Below are 21,257 nucleotides of genomic sequence, written 5' to 3'. Positions count from 1 at the left end.
GACAGGCGACCGCAGCGGGCGCAGCTATGCTGCGCGTCGAGCGAGGACGAAGCCGCGCAGGCGGCTTCGCAAACGAGATTAGCTCTTCACCTTGTCGGCAAAACTCTTGCGCAGCTTCATCAGCTTGGGCGGGATCACTGCCATGCAGTAGGGGTTTCGCTGGCCTTCGCCTTCCCAGTATTCCTGGTGGTAGTCCTCAGCCGGATACCAGGTCGCCGGGCCTTCGATGGTGGTGACGGCGGTCTGGCCGGCATGGCCTTCGTTCCACCGCGCGATGGCAGCTTCGGCCTCCACGCGCTGGGCGTCGTCGAGCGGGAAGATGGCGCTGCGGTACTGCGTGCCCACGTCATTACCTTGCCGGTTGAGCTGGCTGGGATCGTGTGTGCCCATGAACATGTCGTAGATCTCGGGCAGGGTCACCGTGTCGGGATCGAAGGTGACCTTGATCGCTTCGGCATGGCCGGTGCTGCCGGTGCAGACTTCCTTGTAGGTCGGGTTCTGGGTGGTGCCGCCGATATAGCCGCTCTCGACGCCGGTAACGCCGATCACGTCCTTGAACACCGCTTCGGTGCACCAGAAACAACCGCCGGCAATGATGGCCTGTTCGCTCATCGAAATCTCCTTTGCAGGGAGAGATGGGGACCTTTGGCCCGCTTGTCATCTCCCCCGCGCCAGCTAGTTAGTCCCCAACCGGAAGTTTTGGAGAGAACCATGCGCATCGCCCCCCTGTTCGCTGTTGCTGCCCTGGCGGTTTCCAGTCCCGCCCTGGCAGACCACCACGCCGAGGCGCCCTCGCTGGCTGAGGTCCTGGCAAGCGAGCATCGCGCCGACGATGCCCCGCGCGACCAGTACCGCCGCCCGGCGGAAACGCTGGCCTTCTTCCAGGTGGAGCCGACCATGCGGGTGCTGGAATATGGCCCCGGCGGCGGCTGGTACACCCGCGTGCTGCTGCCGTGGATTGCGCCGCAGGGTGACTACCTGGCGATGCAGCCTGACACCGGTCCGAGCGAGGATGGCGAGCCCAGCTGGGCAGAGCGCTTCAGCGCTACGATCGCAGCCAGCGGCATGGCCGTGGCGGGCGATGCCACCCTGTTCGAGAGCGACGGGATTCCCGAGGGTGTCGAAGGAACGGTCGACCGCATCCTGGTCTTCCGCTCGTTGCACGGCATGCTCAACAACGAGATCGCCGACACCCAGCTGCGCACCATGCGCCGACTGCTGGCGGCTGACGGCATGGTCGGCGTGGTGCAGCACCGCGCGCCCGCCGATACGTCCTATGCCAGGGCCAACGGCAGCCGCGGCTACCTGCGCCAGGAGGATGTGATCCGGCTGTTCGCGATCAACGGCTTCGAACTGGTCGCCGCTTCCGAGATCAATGCCAACCCGGATGATCCCGCCGACTGGGAAGGCGGGGTGTGGACCCTGCCGCCGGTGCTGGCGGGAGGCGACAGCGACCGCGAGCGTATGCTAGCTATCGGTGAAAGCGACCGTATGACCCTGCTGTTCCGAAAGGCTGACTGATGCGTATTGCCACGATCCTCGCCGCCACTGCCGCTCTGGCCCTGTCTGCGCCTGCTTCGGCGCAGCAGTCTCAGGGCCAGTCCCAGACCCAGGGCTCCGGTGCCCGCGAAACCGTTGACCGCGTGCTCGATACCCTGCTCGGTCCGCGCCGCCAGCAGGAGGCCGCGCCGCAGGAACAGCAGGTCGCCACGGAGCAGGCCAACAACATGAACGCGGTGCTGCTGCATCCCCGCCGCGCCGAAGACCGCGCCCGCGATGCCTGGCGCCACCCGGCCGAAACGCTGGACTTCTTCCGCGTCCAGCCGGGCATGACCGTGGTCGACTTCATGCCCGCTGGCGGCTGGTACTCGCGGGTGCTGATCCCCTACCTCGGGCGCGACGGTAATTACATTGGCCTGGATCCGGAAATCGGCGACGAGTTCAGCAGCTACTGGGATACCTATCGCAACACCGCCAGCCGCCTGCCGCGCGATGCGCGCCAGTGGGTCGGCCTCGACGGGGCACGGGTCTACGGCCTCAACACCGATGACGAGCTGGATGCCTATGCCGGCACGGCAGACCGCGTGCTGATATTCCGCGAGATCCACAACATGCGCCGGTTCGGCTGGTTCCACGATGCCATGGTGGCCATCCGCACCCTGCTGAAGGACGACGGCCTCGTCGGCGTGGTGCAGCACCGCGCCCGCACCGGTGCGCCTGCGAGCTATACGCTGGGCGACAACGGCTACCAGCGGCAGCAGGACGTGATCGCTCTGTTCAGCGCCTATGGCTTCGAACTGGTGGAAGCGAGCGAGATCAACGCCAACCCGCGCGATCCGGCGGACTGGGAAGACGGCGTCTGGAGTCTTCCGCCGAGCTATCGCGGCGCACCCGAAGGCAGCGAGGAACGCGCCCGCCGCGCCGAGATCGGCGAGAGCGATCGCATGACCCTGCTGTTCCGCAAGCGTCCGTGATCATTCGTGCACCAGTCGCATTTGCTGCGCTTCTGGCGCTGACAGGCTGCGACTATTTCGCCGCGCGCGAGCCTGATCTGCCGCAGCCTGTGGTCGTCGATGTCGCGCAGGTGCAGGGCGAGATAGAAGCCGAGATGCTGGCCAGCGCCGAAGGCTGGAACAGCGGCGACATGGACGCCTTCCTCGCCATCTATTCCGTGGCTCCGGAGACCAGTTTCGTCGGTTCGGGCGGGCTGGTACGCGGGCGTGCGGCGATGGAGGAGCGTTACCGCGCCGCCTACGACTGGTCCGATCCCGATCCGTCCGAGCGCGGCGTGCTGACCTTCGAGACGCAGGACGTGCGCCCCCTGGGGGATGGCCACGCGCTCTACATCGGGCGCTATATCCTCACCTATCCCGACGCGCGCGAACCGGCGACGGGCCTCACCAGCCTTGTGTTTGCGCGCGAAGACGGTAGCTGGCGCATCATTGCCGACCATTCGAGCTAGACAGCCATGACCACGCTTAGAGTTGCCGCCCTGCAGTTGCCGCTCAATTCGCCCGACGAGGGCGAGAACATCGCCGCCGTTTCGGCGCTGGTGGAAGAAGCTGCCGGGCAGGGCGCGCAGGTGATCCTGCCGCCGGAGCTGTTTTCCGGCCCCTATTTCTGCCGCGAGGAGAAGGACGAATTCTTCGCCCTCGCGCGGCCAACCATGGAGCACCCTTCGGTGATCGCCATGCAGGCGCTGGCCAAGGAGCTGGGCGTCGCGATCCCCACCAGCTTCTTCGAGCGCGACGGGCACCACTATTACAACACGCTCGCCATGATCGGCCCGGACGGCGAGATCATGGGCACTTACCGCAAGAGCCACATCCCCGACGGACCGGGCTACGAAGAGAAGTTCTATTTCCGCCCCGGCAACGACGGCTTCAAGGTGTGGGACGTTTTCGGCGCGCGTATCGGCATCGGCGTGTGCTGGGACCAGTGGTATCCAGAAACCGCGCGCGTGCTGGCGCTGAAGGGTGCGCAGGTGTTGTTCTACCCCACGGCCATCGGCAGCGAGCCGAAGGATGCGGAGATGGACACCAGCCGCATGTGGCGCCGCGCAATGATCGGCCATGCGGTGTCCAACTGCATGCCGGTGGTCGCTGCCAACCGCATCGGCCACGAAGGCGGCGTGGACGACGGCACGACCTTCTATGGACACAGCTTCATCTGTGACGAGTGGGGCGACATGGTGGCGGACTTCGGGGCTGACGAGACTGGTGTCCTGATGGCTTCCCTGGACCTGGAGTCGGCGCGCCAGCACCGCGCCAGCTGGGGCTTCTTCCGCGATCGCCGCCCGCAACTCTACGGCAGGATCGCCGAGGACATTTGAGCAAACACCGGTACATAATCGCGCTCGGCAGCAACCAGCGGCACCCGCATTTCGGTGATCCGCGCGCCGTGGTTGCAGCGGCGATGGGCATTGTCGACGAGACACTGGGCAAGGTGAAGGCGCGCTCGCCGGTCATCGATTCCGCGCCCGTCGGCCCCTCGCAACGCCGCTATGCCAATGCCGCGCTGCTGCTGAAGAGCAAGCTCTCGCCGCCCGCCCTACTGCACTGCCTGCAGGAGGCCGAAGCCGCCTTCGGCCGCAAACGGCGCGGACAGCGCTGGCGAGCCCGTCCGCTCGACCTCGACATCGTCCTGTGGGACGGTGGTATTTTCGCCTCGCCCGAACTGCTCGTGCCGCACCCGCTGTTCCGCGATCGCGACTTCGTGCTGGGGCCAGCAGCCGCCATTGCACCGGGCTGGCGCGACCCCGTGACTGGCCTCACCCTCAGGCAGCTTCATGGACGCTTGACCCATGGCAGCCCCGTGCCTAGGTGAGCGCCGCAACGCATCGCGCTGCCACTCCCTTGGGGGCCCTTAGCTCAGTCGGTAGAGCAACTGACTTTTAATCAGTAGGTCGCTGGTTCGAACCCAGCAGGGCTCACCACCTCTCGCCGCCGCCACAGTGCCGAGCAGAGGTTTCCGGTTGCAATTGTAACCATCTCCGCGCAATTGACCTGCTTGCAGGAACACATGGCCATCGGCCATCGTATTATCCGTAAGACGGAGAGAGAGGCGCGGCGCAGATGCGACAGATCGACCATTTCATCACAGGCGGCAGCGGTTCGGCAGGATCCGGACGCAAGCACCAGGTGTGGAACCCCTCGACCGGCGAGGTGCAGGCCGAGGTCGCGCTCGGCGATGCCGCGCTGCTGGCCAAGGCGGTCGAGACTGCCAAGCAGGTCCAGCCCGGCTGGGCCGCTACCAACCCGCAGCGCCGCGCGCGGGTGATGTTCAAGTTCAAGCAGCTGATCGAAGACCACATGCAGGAACTGGCCGAGCTGCTCTCCAGCGAGCACGGCAAGGTCATCGACGATGCCAAGGGCGACGTGCAGCGCGGGCTGGAAGTGATCGAGTTCGCTTGCGGCATCCCGCAGGCGGGCAAGGGCGAATATACCACCAGCGCCGGACCGGGCATTGACGTCTATTCGATGCGCCAGCCGCTCGGCATCGGTGCGGGGATCACCCCGTTCAACTTCCCCGCCATGATCCCGATGTGGATGTTCGGAATGGCCATTGCGGCGGGCAATGCCTTCATCCTCAAGCCCTCCGAGCGCGACCCGAGTGTGCCGGTGCGGCTGGCCGAACTGTTCCTCGAAGCTGGGGCGCCCGAAGGCCTGCTGCAGGTGCTGCACGGCGACAAGGAAATGGTCGACGCCATCCTCGACCACCCCGATATCGCCGCCATCAGCTTCGTCGGTTCGAGCGACATCGCGCAGTATATCTACGAACGCGGCGCAGCGAACCACAAGCGCGTGCAGGCGTTCGGCGGGGCGAAGAACCACGGCGTGGTCATGCCGGATGCCGACCTCGACCAGGTGGTGAACGACCTTGCCGGCGCCGCTTTCGGCTCGGCTGGCGAACGCTGCATGGCCCTGCCCGTCGTGGTGCCGGTGGGCGAGGACACGGCCGAGCGCCTCAAGGCAAAGCTGATCCCGGCGATCAATGCCTTGCGCGTCGGCGTCTCGAACGACCCCGAAGCACACTATGGCCCGGTGGTGACGCCCGAACACAAGGCGCGCATCGAAAGCTGGATCGACACGGCCGAGCAGGAAGGCGCGGAGATCGTCATCGACGGCCGCGGCTTCAGCCTGCAGGGCCACGAGAACGGCTTCTTCGTCGGCCCGACACTGATCGACCACGTCACGCCTGACATGGAAAGCTACAAGGAAGAGATCTTCGGCCCCGTCCTCCAGATCGTGCGCGCGAAGGACTTCGAGGACGCCCTGCGCCTTCCCAGCGAGCACCAGTACGGCAACGGCGTCGCGATCTTCACCCGCAACGGCCACGCCGCGCGCGAATTCGCCGCGCGGGTGAACGTCGGCATGGTCGGTATCAACGTGCCCATCCCGGTGCCGGTCTCCTACCACTCGTTCGGCGGCTGGAAGCGTTCGGGCTTCGGCGACATCGACCAGTACGGCATGGAAGGCCTGCGGTTCTGGACCAAGTCGAAGAAGGTCACCCAGCGCTGGCCCGACGGCGGCGGTGACGGGTCGAATGCCTTTGTCATTCCGACCATGGGTTAAGGGGAAAGCATGACCGACCAGTTCAGCCTCACCGACGACCAGCTCGCCATCCAGGAGATGGCGCAGCGCTTTACGGCCGACATGATCACGCCCAACGCCGCGAAGTGGGACGAGGAGCACCACTTCCCGCGCGACGTGATCCAGGCGACCGGCGAGCTCGGCTTCGGTGCGATCTACGTGTCCGAGGAATCGGGCGGGATCGGCCTCGGGCGGCTTGAAGCCGCGCTGATCATGGAAGCCATGGCCTACGGCTGCCCCGCCACCAGCGCCTTCATCTCGATCCACAACATGGCCGCGTGGATGATCGACCGCTTCGGCAGCGACGACGTGAAGGAGCGCCTGCTGCCCGATCTCGTTACCATGGAAAAGCTCGCCAGCTACGCGCTGACCGAACCCGGCAGCGGGTCGGACGCGGCGGCGCTCAAGACCAGCGCGGTGCTCGACGGCGATCACTACGTGGTCAACGGCACCAAGCAGTTCATCTCCGGCAGCGGGGTGAATGACGTCTACCTCGTCATGGTGCGCACGGGCGAGCACAAGACGCGCGGCATCACCTGCCTTGCGGTCGAGAAGGGCACGCCCGGCCTCGGCCACGGCGCGCCCGAGAAGAAGCTCGGCTGGAACGCCAGCCCCACCGCGCAGCTGATCTTCGAGGACTGCCGCGTGCCGGTGGCCAACCGGATCGGCGGCGAGGGCGAGGGGTTCGGCTTTGCCATGGCCGGGCTCGACGGCGGGCGCCTCAACATCGGCGCCTGCTCGCTGGGCGGGGCGCAGCGCTGCCTCGACGAGGCGGTGGCCTATACCAAGGACCGCCAGCAGTTCGGCCAGCCGCTGGCGGACTTCCAGAACACCCAGTTCACCCTGGCCGACATGGCCACGCGCCTCGAAGCCTCGCGCGCGCTGCTCTACACCGCTGCCGCCAAGGTGACCGCCAATGCGCCGGACAAGACCCGCTTCGCCGCCATGGCCAAGCGGTTCGCCACCGACGAATGCTCCGCCGTGGTCAATGATGCGCTGCAGCTGTTCGGCGGCTATGGCTACCTGCAGGACTACCCGATCGAACGCTTCTGGCGCGACCTGCGCGTGCATTCGATCCTCGAAGGCACCAACCAGGTGATGCGCATGATCGTCGGCCGCGACCTGCTGCGCCAGTAACAAGGAACGGAACGCCATGAGCTATGCCAACCTGATCGTAGAACAGCGTGATGCCGTGACCCTGGTCACGCTCAACCGCCCGCAGGCGCTCAACGCGCTCAACAGCGAGGTGCTGCGCGAACTGGGAGAGGCCTTTGCCACCTATGAAGCGGACAGCTCGCAGCGTTGCCTCGTGCTGACCGGCTCGGGTGACAAGGCTTTCGCCGCAGGTGCCGACATCAAGGAGATGGTCGAGAAGGAAGCGGCGGACTTCTATCTCGAGGACTTCTTCTCCGGCTGGCAGACCGACGTCGTGAAGGGCACCCGCAAGCCGTGGATCGCTGCCGTGAACGGCTTCGCGCTGGGAGGCGGGTGCGAGCTCGCCATGATGGCGGACTTCATCCTCGCCAGTGACAAGGCGCGCTTCGGGCAGCCCGAGATCAACCTTGGCGTCGCACCCGGTATGGGCGGCAGCCAGCGCCTCACCCGCGCGGTGGGCAAGTCGAAGGCCATGGAACTGTGCCTGACGGGCCGCATGATGGACGCTTCCGAAGCCGAGCGTGCGGGCCTCGTCGCCCGCGTGGTGCCGCATGACGAGCTCCTCGACGACGCGATGAAGACCGCTGCGACCATTGCCTCCAAGGCTCCCATGGCAGCCATCGCCAACAAGGAAATGGTCAACGCCGCATTCGAAACCATGCTGGAACAAGGCCTGACGCACGAGCGCCGCCTGTTCCAGATCCTCTGCGCGAGCGAGGACAAGGGCGAAGGCATGAGCGCCTTCGTCGAGAAGCGCGAAGCCAACTGGAAGGGCCGCTGACATGAAAATCGCCTTTATCGGACTCGGAAACATGGGCGGCGGGATGGCCGCGAACCTCGTCAAGGCGGGCCACGACGTGCACGCTTTCGATCTCAGCGAAGAAGCGCTGGCAGCAGCGAAGGACAAGGGCTGCACGACCTACAGCACGGCTGCTGAAGCTTGCGAGGGCGTCGACGCCGTCGTCTCGATGCTGCCTAACGGTGCGATCGTGAAGACCGTCTATGCCAACAACGTGTTCGGCCATGCTCCGGCAGGTGCCGTGCTGCTCGACTGCTCCACCATCGACGTCGCCACAGCGCGCAAGGTGTCCGAAGCGGCCGCGGAAGCTGGCTACCCGATGGTCGATGCGCCGGTATCGGGCGGCATCGCGGCGGCTGACGCGGGCACGCTCACCTTCATGGTTGGTGGCAGCGAGGATGCCTTCAAGAAGGCCGAACCGGTGCTGCAAGCCATGGGCAAGGCAGTGATCCACGCTGGCGATGCGGGCAACGGGCAAGCCGCCAAGATCTGCAACAACATGCTGCTGGGCATCCACATGATCGGCACCTGCGAGGCCTTTGCCATGGCGCAGAAGCTGGGCCTCGATCCGCAGACCTTCTATGACATTTCCAGCGTCAGTTCGGGCCAGTGCTGGTCGATGACCTCCTATTGCCCGGTTCCCGGTGTCGGCCCGACCACGCCAGCCGACAACGGCTACAAGGGCGGCTTTGCCACTGCGCTGATGCTGAAGGACCTGAAGCTGGCGATGGAAGCCGCGGAGACTGCCGGTATCACCCCCAACATGGGCCAGCGCGCGCGTGAACTTTACGAGATCTTCGATCGCGCCGGCAACGGTCCGCGCGACTTCTCGGCCTATATCGAGACCTTGGACTGAGGTGCGGCCATGCGGCTGCCCAATCCGAAGGCTGTTGTTAACTAATCTTGTTCATAGCTCCGGTTCGAACAACCGGGACGGAACATGGACGACCTGAAAGCCGAATTTGTCGCCGAGACCCAGGAAATGGTCGAGGCGCTCAGCAGCGAGATTGTTGCTTGGGAAGCAGACCCGGCAGACCGTTCGCGGCTGGATGCCATTTTCCGTTTCGTGCACACGGTGAAAGGCAACTGCGGCTTCTTCGAATTCCCGCGCCTCGAAGCGCTTAGCCACGCGGCAGAGGACGTCCTGTCCGAGATGCGCGCGGGACGCCGCGAACCGGATCGCCAGGTGGTGAACGCGGTGCTGGCGATCATCGACCGCATTTCCGACATTACCGCAGACATCGCTTCCAATGGCTCTTGCCCCGAAGGCGACGACTCTGCCCTGGTTGCGGCGCTGAACGGCGAAGGGACGGAGGAGGTCGAGGAAACCGGCGAGACCGGCCAGCTGATTCCCCGCGCCAATGCCAACCGTACCGTGCGCCTGCCTGTCGAGCTGCTCGACCGGGTGATGAGCGGCGTGTCCGACGTGGTACTGGCGCGCAACGAACTGGCCCGCTTCATGGCCGAGCTGGATCGCGACAACCTGCTGCGCGGCCCGTTCGACCGGCTTTCCGCCGTCATCAACGAGGTGCGCGACGGCATGACCCGCACGCGCATGCTGCCGCTGGAAACGCTGTTCACCTCGCTGCCGCGCATGGTGCGCGACCTGGCAGGCCAACTCGGCAAGCGGGTAGTGATCGAAACTGACGGCGGCGATGTGGAACTCGACCGCGAGATGATCGAAGTCGTGCGCGACCCGATCATGCACTTGCTGCGCAATGCCATCGACCATGGCATCGAAACCCCTGACGAGCGCAATGCCGCGGGCAAGCCCGCGTCCGGGCTGATCAAGCTTGCTGCGCGGCAGTCGGGCGACAAGATCATCATCGAAATCAACGATGACGGGCGCGGCGTGAACACCGACAAGCTGGTGGCCAAGGCCGTGTCCGCAGGTGTGATCGACGAAGAGCGCGCAGCGCAGCTGACCATGGAAGAACGGCACATGCTGATGTGCGAGGCCGGTCTGTCCACGGCAGACCGCGTGACGGAGATCTCCGGCCGCGGCGTGGGCATGGACGTGGTGCGCGACAACGTCGAACGCATCGGCGGCTCGCTGCGGATCGACTCCGTCGTCGGGCGCGGCCTGCGCGTGCTGCTGCAACTGCCGCTGACCCTGTCGATCACCCCCGCGATGACCATTGTCGTCGGCCAGCACACCATGGGCGTGCCGCACAGCTTCATCGAAGAAATCATCGATTCCGCCAACAAGGACGTCAGCTTCGAACAGATGGGCGATGCCTGGTTCGCGAAGATCCGCGACCGGCGCATGCCCTGTGTCGGGCTGAACACGCTGCTCGGCATCGCGGAGGCCGACAACAAGCGCCGTGCCCTGGTGGTGCTGCGGCTGGCGGGCGGCGCGGAATTCGTGCTCACCGTGGACAAGGTGCTGGCGCACCAGGAACTGGTCATCAAGGCGGTTTCGCCGGCCTTGCTGGCAACCGGCCTCTACGCCGGCACCTCGCTGACCGACGATGGCCGTCCGGTGCTGCTGCTCGACGTCACCGGTATTGCCGAAGCTGCCGGTATCGACACCGGCATCGAAGGCCGCACGCGGGCTGACGACAAGTTGCAGCGCGAATGGGAAGAGCAGGAAAGCCGCGTGCCCGCAGTGCTGTTCACCAGCCTCGATGGCACCCGCAAGGCCCTGCGCATGTCGGTCGTCTCGCGCATCGAGATGGTCGAAGCCAGCCAGCTGACCAGGTCGGGTGGTCGCTGGCGCGTGATCCTCGGCGACCTGATCGTCCCGCTGGCAGGCCTCGACAAGGTGCCGGAAGACGGCGAGGCCATTCGCGTCCTGCGGCTGGGCGACGGCAATTCGGTGCTGACCTATGCCTGCGGCGACGACACCGACGTGACCGACCTGCCCGAAGACCTGACCCCGATGCCGGGCGACAACGAGATCGAGGCCATTGCCCTGATCGACGAACGACCGGTCGAACTGCTCGACAGTCACTGGCTGTTCTCCAACTTCGGCGAAGCCCGCAACCAGGACGATCGGCCGGTCTGCCGCCTTTCGGCGCAGGACAGCTGGGCGCAGAACTTCCTGCGGCCGGTGATCGAAAGCGCGGGCTACCGCGTGGTCGACGAAGACGACAAGACCGAGGCTGACGTCGCCATTTGCGGCGATCCGAAGGAGAGCAAGGTCCTGCCTGCCGGCCAGCACATCGTGCTGCGCAAGGAAGAGCCCAAGCGGACCAAGTCCGACAAGTCCATTTATCGCTACGATCGCGACAGCCTGGTTGCCGCGCTCGAAGCCGCCCGCGCAAGGAAAGCATGATGCAGGAACAGCTGCTTGTCGCCAGCATTGCCGGTCGCCGCGTGGCGATCCCTTCCGGCCAGATCCTGTCGGTGATCGAACTCGACGAGATCGAATGCGTGCCGCGCTCGCCGCCGGGCGTCGCGGGGCTGACGGCCCTGCGCAGCCGCGTGCTGACCGTGATCGACTGCGCACAGGTAATCGATCCTGCGAATTATTCCGATGAGGACGGGCGCGCTGGCGAACCCTACGCCGTGGTCATCGACATCGACGACTATGGCTACGCCTTGCTGGTCGAAGACGTCGAGGACGTGACCGAACCGCACGACAAGCTGTCCGATGCCAAAGCTGACCTCGGGGGCGGCTGGTCGAATTTCGTGATCGGCGTCGCGGAAACCTCGGTCGGCGCGCTGGTAGTTGTCGACCCGGTGCGGATCGTCCGTGGAGTCATCGCGGGCGCAACGAAGGCCGCGTAAACTAATAATTACGCAATTGCTGGCAGGCCTGCGTGACGGGAAAGAAGGAGTGGGTTGTGAAGAATTGCCTGATTGTCGACGATTCGCGCGTCATCCGCAAAGTCTCTCGACACTTGCTTGAAGGCATGGGCTTCGCAGTGACCGAGGCGGCTGATGGCAAGGATGCCCTGGAGCAGTGCACGGCGCAGATGCCGGATGTCATCCTGCTGGACTGGAACATGCCGGTAATGAGCGGACTGGAATTTCTGGGCCACCTGCGCGATCAGGAAGGCGGGGACCAGCCGCGCGTGGTCTTCTGCACCACCGAAAACGATATCGACCATATCCGCGCCGCCATCGATGCCGGTGCCGACGAATACGTGATGAAGCCATTCGATCGCGAAACGCTGCACGTGAAGTTGCAGCTGGTTGGAATGGTCTGAGGCGAAGGCGGATGTCGGGACAGAGCGCCAGTCCTGTCCTGCCCGAGGTTGCGGGTGAGAGGCCGGGCACCAAGACTAGGGTAATGATCGTCGACGATTCGATCGTCGTGCGCACCGTGCTGGAGCGCATGGTGAGCGAGGCTGGCGATATTCAGGTCGTGGCGAGCGAGAGCAACGCCGAACGCGCACTGGAGCGGCTCGACAGCACTGAGGTCGACGTGATCCTGCTGGATCTTGAAATGCCGGGCATGGGCGGCATCGCCGCCATCCCGCTGCTGATCGAGAGATCGCGCGGGGCACGGATCATCGTTGTCTCGCAATATACTCCGCACGGCGCGGAAAAGGCCGTTGAAGCACTTTCGCTGGGCGCGGCGGACACCTTCCCCAAGCCCGGTTCCGGCGGCTTCGACGATGCCTATCGCGCGCGGCTGGCCGGACGCGTTCGCGGCCTGGCCAAGCCTCGGCCGCCTGCGCCCAAGGTCGTCGCCGCACCGGTCAAGCTGAGCAACCGGCGCGCCCCGATAGCAGGCGCGCCCCGGGCCATCGCCATTGGTGCTTCGACGGGCGGCATTGCCGCACTCCAGGCCCTGTTGCAGTCCCTGCCGCCGCGTCTCGGAGTGCCCATCCTGATTGCGCAGCACCTGCCGGGATCGTTCATGACGGTCTTTGCCAAGCAGGTCAGCAAGGCAGCGGGCCGTCCTGCAGTGGTCGCCGATGAAGGCATGATCCTGCAGCCCGATCATGTCTACATCGCTCCGGGCCATGCGCACCTTGCGGTGAAGCAAGAGCGTGATCGCGTGGTCGTGCGCCTCGATCACCGGCCGGCAGCAAGCGGTTGCACCCCGTCGCTCGATCCCATGTTCGTCTCGCTCGCACGCGAGTTGAAAGGCCGTGTGATGGGCGTGGTCCTGTCAGGCATGGGCCGTGACGGTACCATTGGTGCTGGCGAACTGGTGGCGGCTGGTGGCTGCGTCCTTGTGCAGGATGCCGCGACCTCGGCCGTCTGGGGCATGCCGCGCGCCGTTGCCGAAGCAGGCTTCGCCTCTGCGGTCCTGCCGCCCGAAGCGATCAGCGAACGCCTTGCCAAGCAGCTGGGAGTCGCGGCGTGAACGACAGCGGCCTGAACACGAGCGACATGACGCACGAAGTGCTGGCGCAATTGCTGGCGGAGCGGACCGGGCAGGATCTTTCACCCAGCCGCCGCTGGCGCGTGGAAACCGCCCTCTCCGCCCTGCTGCGCGAAAGCGATGCCAGCACCATAGATGAGCTGGTGGCCAAGCTGACCTCACCTTTCGGCTGCCCATTGTCGTCGCGCGTTGCCGATGCCCTGCTCAACAACGAGACCTATTTCTTCCGCGACCAGCAGGTGTTCGAGGTGCTGGCAAAGTCCGCGCTGCCGCGGCTGATTGCCCAACGTCAGGACAAGCGCCGCCTGTCGATCTGGTGCGTCGGCTGCTCGACCGGGCAGGAGCCGCTCTCGCTTTCCATGTTGCTGGCCGAGCGCGCTGCCATGCTGGACGGTTGGCAGATCAACATCGTCGCCACAGACGTCTCGCACCGCGCGATCGATGTTGCCCGTCGCGGCCTCTATACCCCCTTCGAGGCGCAGCGCGGACTTGGCATCGACCGGATGATCCGCTGGTTCGAGGAGGTCGACGGGCGCTGGAAAGTCTCGCCGCGCTTGCTCAAGCCCATCCGCTACCAGCAGCACAACGCCTTGCACGCGCCGCCATCGGGCGGACCGTTTGACCTCGTGCTGTGCCGCAACGTCCTGCTCTATTTCGACCAGGCGACGCGCCAGCAGGTGTTCTCACAGATCGCTTCCAGCCTGGCCGATGACGGCATGCTGCTGCTGGGCGCAGGCGAAACACCCGTTGGCCAGACCGCCCGCTTCACGCCCGCAAAGGACCTGACCGGATTCTACCGCTTGGGCATTCCGGAAGCGCGGACAGAACAGTTGGTGGCTACAGGAATCTCGGCAAGAGGCTGACTTAAAAGGTTTATCATATCTTAAGCACGAGAACCTATTGACCTTGGTCACTTAGCAAACCGATCGGGACAAACAGATTGCTGGATCTCCGCCAGATTGAACAGACGTCGCCCCGGCTGACGGTATTCGTACCGCTGGTTGTGCTGAGCACGGTGTTCGGCGGTATCCTCTATGCCGTGGTGCACACATCGGTTGGCGCTAAACCGCTTTCTCCCCTTGTCGTGCTCGGTAGCCTGTTTGCTTACCTGGCCGCCGTGCTGCTGCTGGCTCGCATCGGTTTCGCCAATATCGGCGCGCTGGAGAAGATTGGCCTGACCGATGGCCTTAGCGGTTTGCCCAACCGCCGTGCGCTCCACTACGACTTCAAGGCGCTGGACGGCGACAACCAGCATGCTGCCCTGGCCATGATCGATCTCGATGGCTTCAAGCTCGTCAATGACAGCTACGGCCACTTTGTCGGAGATCGCCTGATCAAGGAGTGTGGCGAGATCTTCAGCGAGGTGGCTGGGACGGAAGCCACCGTATATCGCCTCGGCGGCGACGAATTTGCCATGCTGGCAGTCGGCCCGATCTCGTCGAACATACTCGAAGGCATTTGCCGTGGCCTGCTGGTTCGGCTGACGCGTTCGCTGACCATTGATAACCGCCTGATCATGATTGGTGCCAGCATCGGGCTGGCGCGCTGCGAGCCTGGCGATGGCGTTTCCTCGTCAGAGCTGCTGCGCCGCACCGACGTGGCCATGTATGCCTCCAAGCGGGCCGGCAGGATGCGCTGCACCTGGTTCAGCGAGGAGTTCGATACCCTGCGCGAAGAGCTAACCGGGCTCGATGCCGACATGCGTGCCGCGCTCGAGAACGATGAGTTCCGACTGCATTACCAGCCGCTGGTCGACGCCGGTTCGCAGCAGGTGGTGGCGGTCGAGGCGCTGATCCGCTGGGAACGGCCGGACGGCAAGAATATCGGCCCCAACGTGTTCATCCCGGTTGCCGAGGATTCAGGCCTGATCAACCAGATCGGCATGTGGGTGCTGCGCCGCGGCTTCGAGGATGCGCTCGACTGGGGCGATATCAAGCTGTCGGTCAACGTTTCGGCCGCCCAGTTGCGCAATCCCGAATTCCCCGTCGAGCTGGGTTGCCTGCTCGAGGAAACCGGCTTCCCGGCCGACCGGCTGGAGCTGGAAGTGACCGAGACGCACCTGGTGCTGGATTCGGTTATCGCTGGCAACTCGATGGACGTCATCCGCGATTTCGGCGTCCACATCGTGCTCGACGATTTCGGTACCGGCTATGCCTCGATCGGTTTCCTGCGCCAGTTCCGTTTCGAGAAACTGAAGCTTGACCGCTCGCTGGTGGCAGAGGCGGCCAGCGATAACGGCATCCACGCCATGATGCTCGCCAGCATCGCCGTGGCACGCTCGCTGGACATGGACGTGACCGCGGAAGGCGTCGAGACCGAAGCCCAGGCCACCTTGGTGCGCACTGCGGGATGCGACCAGATCCAGGGATGGCTTTACTACAAGGCCATGCCGGCCGACGAACTGGAAGCGACGTTGCTCGCCAACTTCGACGAAGTTGGCGTGGCTGCCATAAAGAAGCGGTCGGTAGCCTGACCCTGCGGTCCTAGCTCTCCAACAGGGCCAGCAAGGCAAAGCTCGCCAGCCAGTGCGAGCCCATATAGTCCCCGTCGATCGCGTGCATCGAGGCAGCCATGTGCTGACTGGCCAGTTCCTGCATCGCTTCTGCCCGAGCCGGGTCCGGCAACCGCGCCGAGATGCCTCGCAAGGCCCATGCGCGGCTGAAGTTCAACCCGTCGAGGTGCGCCATCTTGCCGTCGCTGGCATCGCTCACCGTCACTGGAGAACAGGAAGTCTCCAGCCACCCGGCTGCGGGCAACAGCGCGCCGAACCAGTCGGCGAAGTCTCCGGCGGGCATGATCCGGCTTTGCAGCATGGCGACGGACAGGACCGGTGACAGGAACTCGTCACCGCCCGGCTCCCACCCGCGATAATCCTTGAGGTGGTCGAACCTGGTCCCGGCATAGCCGACGATAGCCTTGTGCAGCGCGGGGTCGAACGTTCGCGCCCATTCCTCCGCCAGTGTCAGCGCGAAGGCGGTGTTTGGATGGGTGCCCACGGTGATCGGGTAAGTCAGCACGTCCAGGTAACCGATCAACCCGGCCGCGAAGTGCCGCGCCAGCGGTTCCAGCCGCGCGGCCCATTCGCGGTCTGCATGCCGCGAGGCCTCGAGGTGTAGGTAGAGCAGCCAGGCCCAGCCATAGGGCCGCTCGAACCCGCGCGCTTCGGGCTTCTGCGCATAGGCCAGTTCGGCGGCAAGCTTGTCCTCGGTGAAGGTCTGCTCGGCCAGAGCGGTGATCCCGGCTGCCTCCGGCGCATCTGGGTAGAGCCGCCGCAAGGTGAGCAGGGTCCACCATGAGTGGACGCAGGAATGCCAGTCGAAGCTGCCGTAGAATACCGGATGCAAGTCGCGCGGGGTGCGGGCGTCGTCCGGCCCGGCCATCACGTGATCGAGCTTGTTGGGATATTCCTGCCCGATATGCCCCAGCGCGGTGCGGGCGAAACGGCTGGCCACTTGCGGGGTGAGCGTTGTCATGGCTTGCCAAAGCCTCCGCCGCCGGGAGTGCGAATGGTGATGCTGTCGCCTGGCGCCATGTCGGCAGCCCCGGTCGCGCCGAGGTCCACCAACGAGCCATCGCCGCGCGTCACGAAGGTCTCGCCAGCAGCCGCATCATGCCCGCCGGCGATCCCGCGCGGCGGACACTTGCGACGGTTCGCGAGGATCTGCGCGCGCATGGGTTCGAGGAAGCGGATCACGCGTTCGGTGCCCTCTCCACCCTTGTGGGCGCCGCTTCCGCCCGACCCCTCGCGCACGGCAAACCGCTCGACCCGCACCGGCAGGCGCGTCTCCAGCACTTCGGGATCGGTCAGGCGCGAATTGGTCATGTGGGTTTGCACCGCATCGGTGCCGTCGAAGTCAGGCCCCGCGCCGGACCCGCCGCAGATCGTCTCGTAATACTGCCGCGTGTCATCGCCGAAGGTGAAGTTGTTCATCGTGCCTTGCGAGGGTGCCAAGGCTCCCAGCGCGGCGAAGACCGTGTCGGTGATCACCTGGCTCGTTTCGACATTGCCCGCCACCACGGCAGCAGGCGGTTGCGGCGAGAGCATCGAGCCTTGGGGCACCACGATTTCGACCGGGCGCAGGCACCCGTCGTTGAGCGGGATGGCGTCGTCGATCAGGCAGCGCAGGCAATAGAGCACGGCGGCACGGGTGATCGCTTCGGGCGCGTTGAAATTGTCGGGCAGCTGCGCGCTGGTGCCGGTGAAGTCTAAACGCACGGTGCGCGCCTCGCGGTCGATCGACACGGCGACCGCAACCTTTGCGCCGTTGTCCATGGCATAGGTGAAGCTGCCCGGCGCCAGCCGCTCGACCAGCGCGCGAACGGCAGCTTCGCCGTGGTCCAGCGCGTGGCCCATGTAGGCGGTGAGCACGTCCGATCCGTGTTCCTCGGCAGCGAGGGCGAGCAGGTCCGCTCCGCGTGCGCAGGCGGCGAGCTGGGCCTTGAGGTCGGAAATGTTGCGATCGGGATTGCGCGCCGGATAGTCGCCCGCGCTCAGGATCGCGCGCAATTCGGCCTCGCAGAAGCGGCCTTCGTCCACCAGCAGCACGTCGTCCAGCCGCACGCCTTCCTGCGCGATGCTGGTGCTGTCGGGAGGCATCGAGCCGGGCGCGATCCCGCCGATGTCGGCGTGGTGACCGCGCGCGGCGACCCATGCACTGGGCCTGTCCCCGTCCTCGCCAAACACCGGCACGATTACGGTCACGTCGGGCAGGTGCGTGCCGCCGGCATAGGGATCGTTGAGGCAATAGGCATCGCCGCGCCGCACGCCGCGCTGCGACCCCGCGCGGTTGTCGATCACGCGGGCAATGCTGGCGGACATCGACCCGAGGTGGACGGGAATATGCGGGGCATTGGCGATCAGCGCGCCGCCCGCGTCGAACAGGGCGCAGGAGAAATCCAGCCGCTCCTTGATGTTCACCGAGCTGGCCGTGCTTTCCAGCACCATGCCCATCTCCTCGGCAATGGCCATGAAACGGTTGTTGAAGATGGCAAGGCGCAGCGGGTCGACTGCCGTGCCGAGCGCGGGCGCATGTTCGCGCGGCGCCGTGCGGTGGAGGACGAGCGAGCCGTCTTCTGCGAGGCGCGCCTGCCAGCCTGCTTCGACGATAGTGGTGGAGCCGGGATCGGCGATCATCGCCGGGCCGTCGAGCCTATCACCGGCCTCCAGCGACCCGCGCTTCGTCACCGCAGCCTGCGTCGCCAGCCCGCCGCTCTGTCCGCGTCCCTCGACGCTTAGCGCTTCGAGGATGACGGTCGCGTGCTCGTCCGACCAGCCGAAGCGGCGGCGATGTTCGCTGCGGAAATGCGCATCGGCGTCGTCGCCAAGCGGCAGGTCGAGCGTGGTGTCGCTGCCTTCGAAGCGCAGGCGCAGGCGGCGGACCAGTTCGATGCTGTCAGCGGCAATGCCCTGCGCGGTCAGGTCTTCGGTCACTCGCGCGTCGAGCGCGGACAAGGCATCGGCAAAATCCTCAATCAACGGCCGCACCACGCCCGCCTCACGGATCGCCACGACCGGGGCGAGGCCGATGCCGTAGGCGCTGAGCATCCCTGCCAGCGGGTGGACCAGCACCGTGGAAATGCCGAGTTCGTCCGCCACGCGGCAAGCGAACTGGCCGCCCGCTCCGCCGAAACAGGCGAGTGCGTGGTCGCTGACGTCGTGGCCGCGTGCGGTGCTGATGCGGCGGATGGCATTGGCCATCTCGTCCACTGCCAGCGCGAGGAAGCCCTCGGCCAGCGCTTCAAGCTCCATCGGCTCGGGCAGGGCGGCGCAGACCTCTTCCAGCCGCGCGCGCGAGGCATCCGGGTCAAGCGGCTGGTCGCCAGAGGGGCCAAACACCTTTGGAAATTCTGCCGGGTCGATCCGTCCCAGCACCACGTTGCAGTCTGTCACTGTCAGCGGTCCGCCCTTGCGGTAGCAGGCAGGGCCGGGGTCCGCACCCGCGCTTTCGGGGCCAACGCGCAGGCGCTGGCCGTCGAAGCTGCAGATCGAGCCGCCGCCTGCCGCCACGGTGTGGATCTGCATCATCGGCGCAGCGATGCGCACGCCCGCGACCACGCTGTCACCCGTACGCTCGAACGCGCCCGCGTAATGGCACACGTCCGTGCTCGTGCCGCCCATGTCGAAGCCGATCAGCTTGTCGTAGCCGAGTGCCTGTGCTGTCTCGACCATCCCCACGACGCCACCTGCCGGGCCGGAGAGCACGGCGTCCTTGCCGCGAAAGGCGCGGGCATCGGCGAGGCCGCCGTTCGATTGCATGAAGCGCAGCGAGCCGTGGTCGGGCAGGCGGGTGTCGAGTTGGTCGACGTAGTGGCGGATCACCGGCGAAAGGTAGGCATCGGCCACGCTGGTATCACCGCGCGGCACCAGCCGGATCAGCGGTGAAACCTCGTGGCTGGCGCTCACCTGGGTGAAGCCGAGATCGCGGGCAATTTCTGCCAGCTGCGCCTCATGGCCGGTGAATGTCCAGCCGTGCAGCAGCACAATGGCGAGCGCGTCGAAGCCGTCGTCGCGCAGGGCAGCAAGATCGCGCCGCGCCGCCTCTTCGTCCAGCCGGGTCAGCACTTCGCCCGCGGCGCTGACGCGTTCGGCGATCTCGATGACGCGCCGCTCCAGCCGTTCGGGCTTCACGATGTGACGGGCGAAGATCTCGGGGCGCGCCTGGTTGCCGATCTTGAGTGCATCGGCATGTCCGGCGGTGATCGCCAGCGCCACCCGCGCGCCTTGCCGTTCCAGCAGGGCATTGGTGGCGATTGTCGTGCCGATCCGCAGTTCGGCAACCGGCGCGGGCCCATGCTCCGCCACGATCCGCTGCACCGCTTCGCTCGCGGCATCGGCATATTGCGCCGGATCGCTGGAGAGCAGCTTGGTTGTCACCAGCTCGCCGGAGGGCACCTGTGCCACCACGTCGGTGAAGGTGCCACCGCGGTCGATTGCAAAGCGATAAGTGCCAGTCATCTTCCGATCGGTCATTTGCCCGCCTTGACGAAAGTTTTCAGGCAAGGAAAGTCGGGATCCAGCAAGAGGCTGTCGATCAGGAATTTCTCAACTGCCTGCTGGTGCGGATCGCTGTCAGCCGGTTTGGAGTAGAGCAGCAGGTTCCAGTCTTCGACCGGCATAAGCTTGATGACATCCTGGCGCATCGCACGCGGCAGGATCGCTTCGGAGAACGAAGCCACCGCCACGCCGCGTTCAAGCATCGCGGCCATGACATCGTAATACTGCGAATGGCCCACCACTTTGCGCGGGCGGATGCCGTGCCGGTCTATCGACTGCAGCAGTTCACGCTCTGGTCGGCTACCGGCTTGCGGCAAGACGAAGGGGAGCAGGTTTATCTGTTCGGGCGATAACGGCAGCCGCAGGCCCTTGGCGAACTTGCGATGTCCGTAGATGCCGCCGGGCAGCAAAGCGAGGCGCCGGAGTTGGGGCGGATACGGCAAGTCTGCCCGCAGATTGAACATGGCAAAGTCATAGCGACCGGATTCGATGGTCTTGAGGATCGAGCTCGATGGCGGGACCGTCTCGAAATCAAGCTCTATGCGCGGGTGCCCGGCGAGGAAGCCGTCGAGTTTGGTGCGGACATAGCCATCGAACATTCCCTGTCCCACCAGCAACCGGAAACGCAGCGGCTGGTCTTTGCTGTCTGCCATGCTGCGACGGTGCGAGGCAAGTGCGGCAGCCGCGCGTTCGAAGGCGCGCAGGTCCTCGTGAAATGCCTGGCCGTCGGCGGTCAACAGCGGGCGCAGTCCCGGCTTGCGATCGAACAACCGGGTGCCGAGCTGCTCTTCGAGCACTTTCAGCTGGTTGCTTACCGAAGCTTGCGAAATACCAAGGTTGTCCGCGCTGACGCGAAAGCTGCGCGTCTCCGCCAGGCTGGCGAAGACTTCGAGCTGACGCAGGGTGAAAGGTAGGGTCGGCATTATACAAAATGTA

The 21,257-nt window shown here is 65.5% G+C and carries 19 protein-coding genes and 1 tRNA gene; 16 read left to right on the top strand and 4 right to left on the bottom strand.

What is annotated here, in order from left to right; all coding sequences use genetic code 11:
* Positions 1–78 precede the first annotated feature (78 nt).
* A complete protein-coding gene (msrA, locus tag AAEO60_RS12465; protein ID WP_341674034.1) occupies positions 79–612 on the bottom strand; it encodes a peptide-methionine (S)-S-oxide reductase MsrA in 534 nt (177 codons plus the stop codon).
* Positions 613–711: 99 nt separating this feature from the next.
* Between msrA and AAEO60_RS12460 the strand changes: the two genes are divergently transcribed.
* From AAEO60_RS12460 to AAEO60_RS12385, 16 genes are all read left to right on the top strand, one after another.
* Positions 712–1,521 (top strand): class I SAM-dependent methyltransferase, encoded by an 810-nt coding sequence (locus AAEO60_RS12460; RefSeq protein ID WP_341674033.1) that lies wholly within the window; start codon positions 712–714, stop codon positions 1,519–1,521.
* The gene (locus AAEO60_RS12455; protein ID WP_341674032.1) at positions 1,521–2,474 is read left to right on the top strand and encodes a class I SAM-dependent methyltransferase; all 954 of its coding nucleotides are present in this window, start codon (positions 1,521–1,523) and stop codon (positions 2,472–2,474) included. Before AAEO60_RS12460 ends, AAEO60_RS12455 begins: the two co-directional genes overlap by 1 nt.
* A complete protein-coding gene (locus tag AAEO60_RS12450; RefSeq protein ID WP_341674031.1) occupies positions 2,471–2,962 on the top strand; it encodes a YybH family protein in 492 nt (163 codons plus the stop codon). The genes AAEO60_RS12455 and AAEO60_RS12450 overlap by 4 nt, the downstream gene beginning before the upstream one ends.
* Positions 2,963–2,968: 6 nt before the next feature.
* Entirely contained in the window at positions 2,969–3,832 is an 864-nt protein-coding gene (gene aguB / locus AAEO60_RS12445) for an N-carbamoylputrescine amidase (RefSeq protein ID WP_341674030.1), read from the top strand.
* On the top strand, positions 3,829–4,326 hold the full coding sequence (gene folK, locus AAEO60_RS12440) for a 2-amino-4-hydroxy-6-hydroxymethyldihydropteridine diphosphokinase (protein WP_341674029.1): 498 nt from the start codon (positions 3,829–3,831) through the stop codon (positions 4,324–4,326). Before aguB ends, folK begins: the two co-directional genes overlap by 4 nt.
* A gap of 33 nt (positions 4,327–4,359) precedes the next feature.
* Positions 4,360–4,435, top strand: a tRNA-Lys gene (locus AAEO60_RS12435).
* 139 nt (positions 4,436–4,574) lie between these two features.
* Positions 4,575–6,074, top strand: a complete 1,500-nt coding sequence (locus tag AAEO60_RS12430; protein ID WP_341674028.1) for a CoA-acylating methylmalonate-semialdehyde dehydrogenase — start codon at positions 4,575–4,577, stop codon at positions 6,072–6,074.
* Between the two features lie 9 nt (positions 6,075–6,083).
* A complete protein-coding gene (locus tag AAEO60_RS12425; protein ID WP_341674027.1) occupies positions 6,084–7,229 on the top strand; it encodes an acyl-CoA dehydrogenase family protein in 1,146 nt (381 codons plus the stop codon).
* Between the two features lie 16 nt (positions 7,230–7,245).
* Entirely contained in the window at positions 7,246–8,028 is a 783-nt protein-coding gene (locus tag AAEO60_RS12420; RefSeq protein WP_341674026.1) for an enoyl-CoA hydratase-related protein, read from the top strand.
* 1 nt (position 8,029) lies between these two features.
* Entirely contained in the window at positions 8,030–8,902 is an 873-nt protein-coding gene (gene mmsB, locus AAEO60_RS12415; RefSeq protein WP_341674025.1) for a 3-hydroxyisobutyrate dehydrogenase, read from the top strand.
* Positions 8,903–8,986: 84 nt separating this feature from the next.
* Positions 8,987–11,323, top strand: a complete 2,337-nt coding sequence (locus AAEO60_RS12410) for a chemotaxis protein CheA (RefSeq protein WP_341674024.1) — start codon at positions 8,987–8,989, stop codon at positions 11,321–11,323.
* Positions 11,320–11,778: a chemotaxis protein CheW gene (locus AAEO60_RS12405; protein ID WP_341674023.1), complete on the top strand. Its 459-nt coding sequence runs from the start codon at positions 11,320–11,322 to the stop codon at positions 11,776–11,778. The genes AAEO60_RS12410 and AAEO60_RS12405 overlap by 4 nt, the downstream gene beginning before the upstream one ends.
* Before the next feature lie 56 nt (positions 11,779–11,834).
* Positions 11,835–12,200, top strand: coding sequence for a response regulator (locus AAEO60_RS12400; protein WP_341674022.1), 366 nt, complete (start codon positions 11,835–11,837; stop codon positions 12,198–12,200).
* Between the two features lie 11 nt (positions 12,201–12,211).
* A complete protein-coding gene (gene cheB / locus AAEO60_RS12395; protein WP_341674021.1) occupies positions 12,212–13,309 on the top strand; it encodes a chemotaxis-specific protein-glutamate methyltransferase CheB in 1,098 nt (365 codons plus the stop codon).
* Entirely contained in the window at positions 13,306–14,190 is an 885-nt protein-coding gene (locus tag AAEO60_RS12390; RefSeq protein ID WP_341674020.1) for a CheR family methyltransferase, read from the top strand. Before cheB ends, AAEO60_RS12390 begins: the two co-directional genes overlap by 4 nt.
* A 77-nt stretch (positions 14,191–14,267) precedes the next feature.
* Complete coding sequence (locus tag AAEO60_RS12385) at positions 14,268–15,800, top strand: putative bifunctional diguanylate cyclase/phosphodiesterase (protein WP_341674019.1); 1,533 nt, start codon at positions 14,268–14,270, stop codon at positions 15,798–15,800.
* 10 nt (positions 15,801–15,810) lie between these two features.
* Here AAEO60_RS12385 and AAEO60_RS12380 read toward each other — a convergent pair whose 3' ends face one another.
* Genes AAEO60_RS12380 through AAEO60_RS12370 form a run of 3 tightly spaced genes read right to left on the bottom strand, consistent with a single transcriptional unit; the run spans position 15,811 to position 21,244 of the window.
* Positions 15,811–16,800 (bottom strand): DUF2891 domain-containing protein, encoded by a 990-nt coding sequence (locus tag AAEO60_RS12380; RefSeq protein WP_341674018.1) that lies wholly within the window; start codon positions 16,798–16,800, stop codon positions 15,811–15,813.
* Complete coding sequence (locus AAEO60_RS12375; RefSeq protein ID WP_341674017.1) at positions 16,797–20,297, bottom strand: hydantoinase B/oxoprolinase family protein; 3,501 nt, start codon at positions 20,295–20,297, stop codon at positions 16,797–16,799. The genes AAEO60_RS12380 and AAEO60_RS12375 overlap by 4 nt, the downstream gene beginning before the upstream one ends.
* A complete protein-coding gene (locus AAEO60_RS12370; RefSeq protein ID WP_341674016.1) occupies positions 20,294–21,244 on the bottom strand; it encodes a LysR family transcriptional regulator in 951 nt (316 codons plus the stop codon). Before AAEO60_RS12370 ends, AAEO60_RS12375 begins: the two co-directional genes overlap by 4 nt.
* Positions 21,245–21,257 lie beyond the last annotated feature (13 nt).

The organism is Aurantiacibacter gilvus (genome assembly GCF_038289935.1).
Lineage (GTDB): Bacteria > Pseudomonadota > Alphaproteobacteria > Sphingomonadales > Sphingomonadaceae > Alteraurantiacibacter > Alteraurantiacibacter gilvus.
The sequence above is the reverse complement of the archived record's forward strand: the minus strand, read 5'-3'. Positions and strand labels throughout refer to the sequence as shown.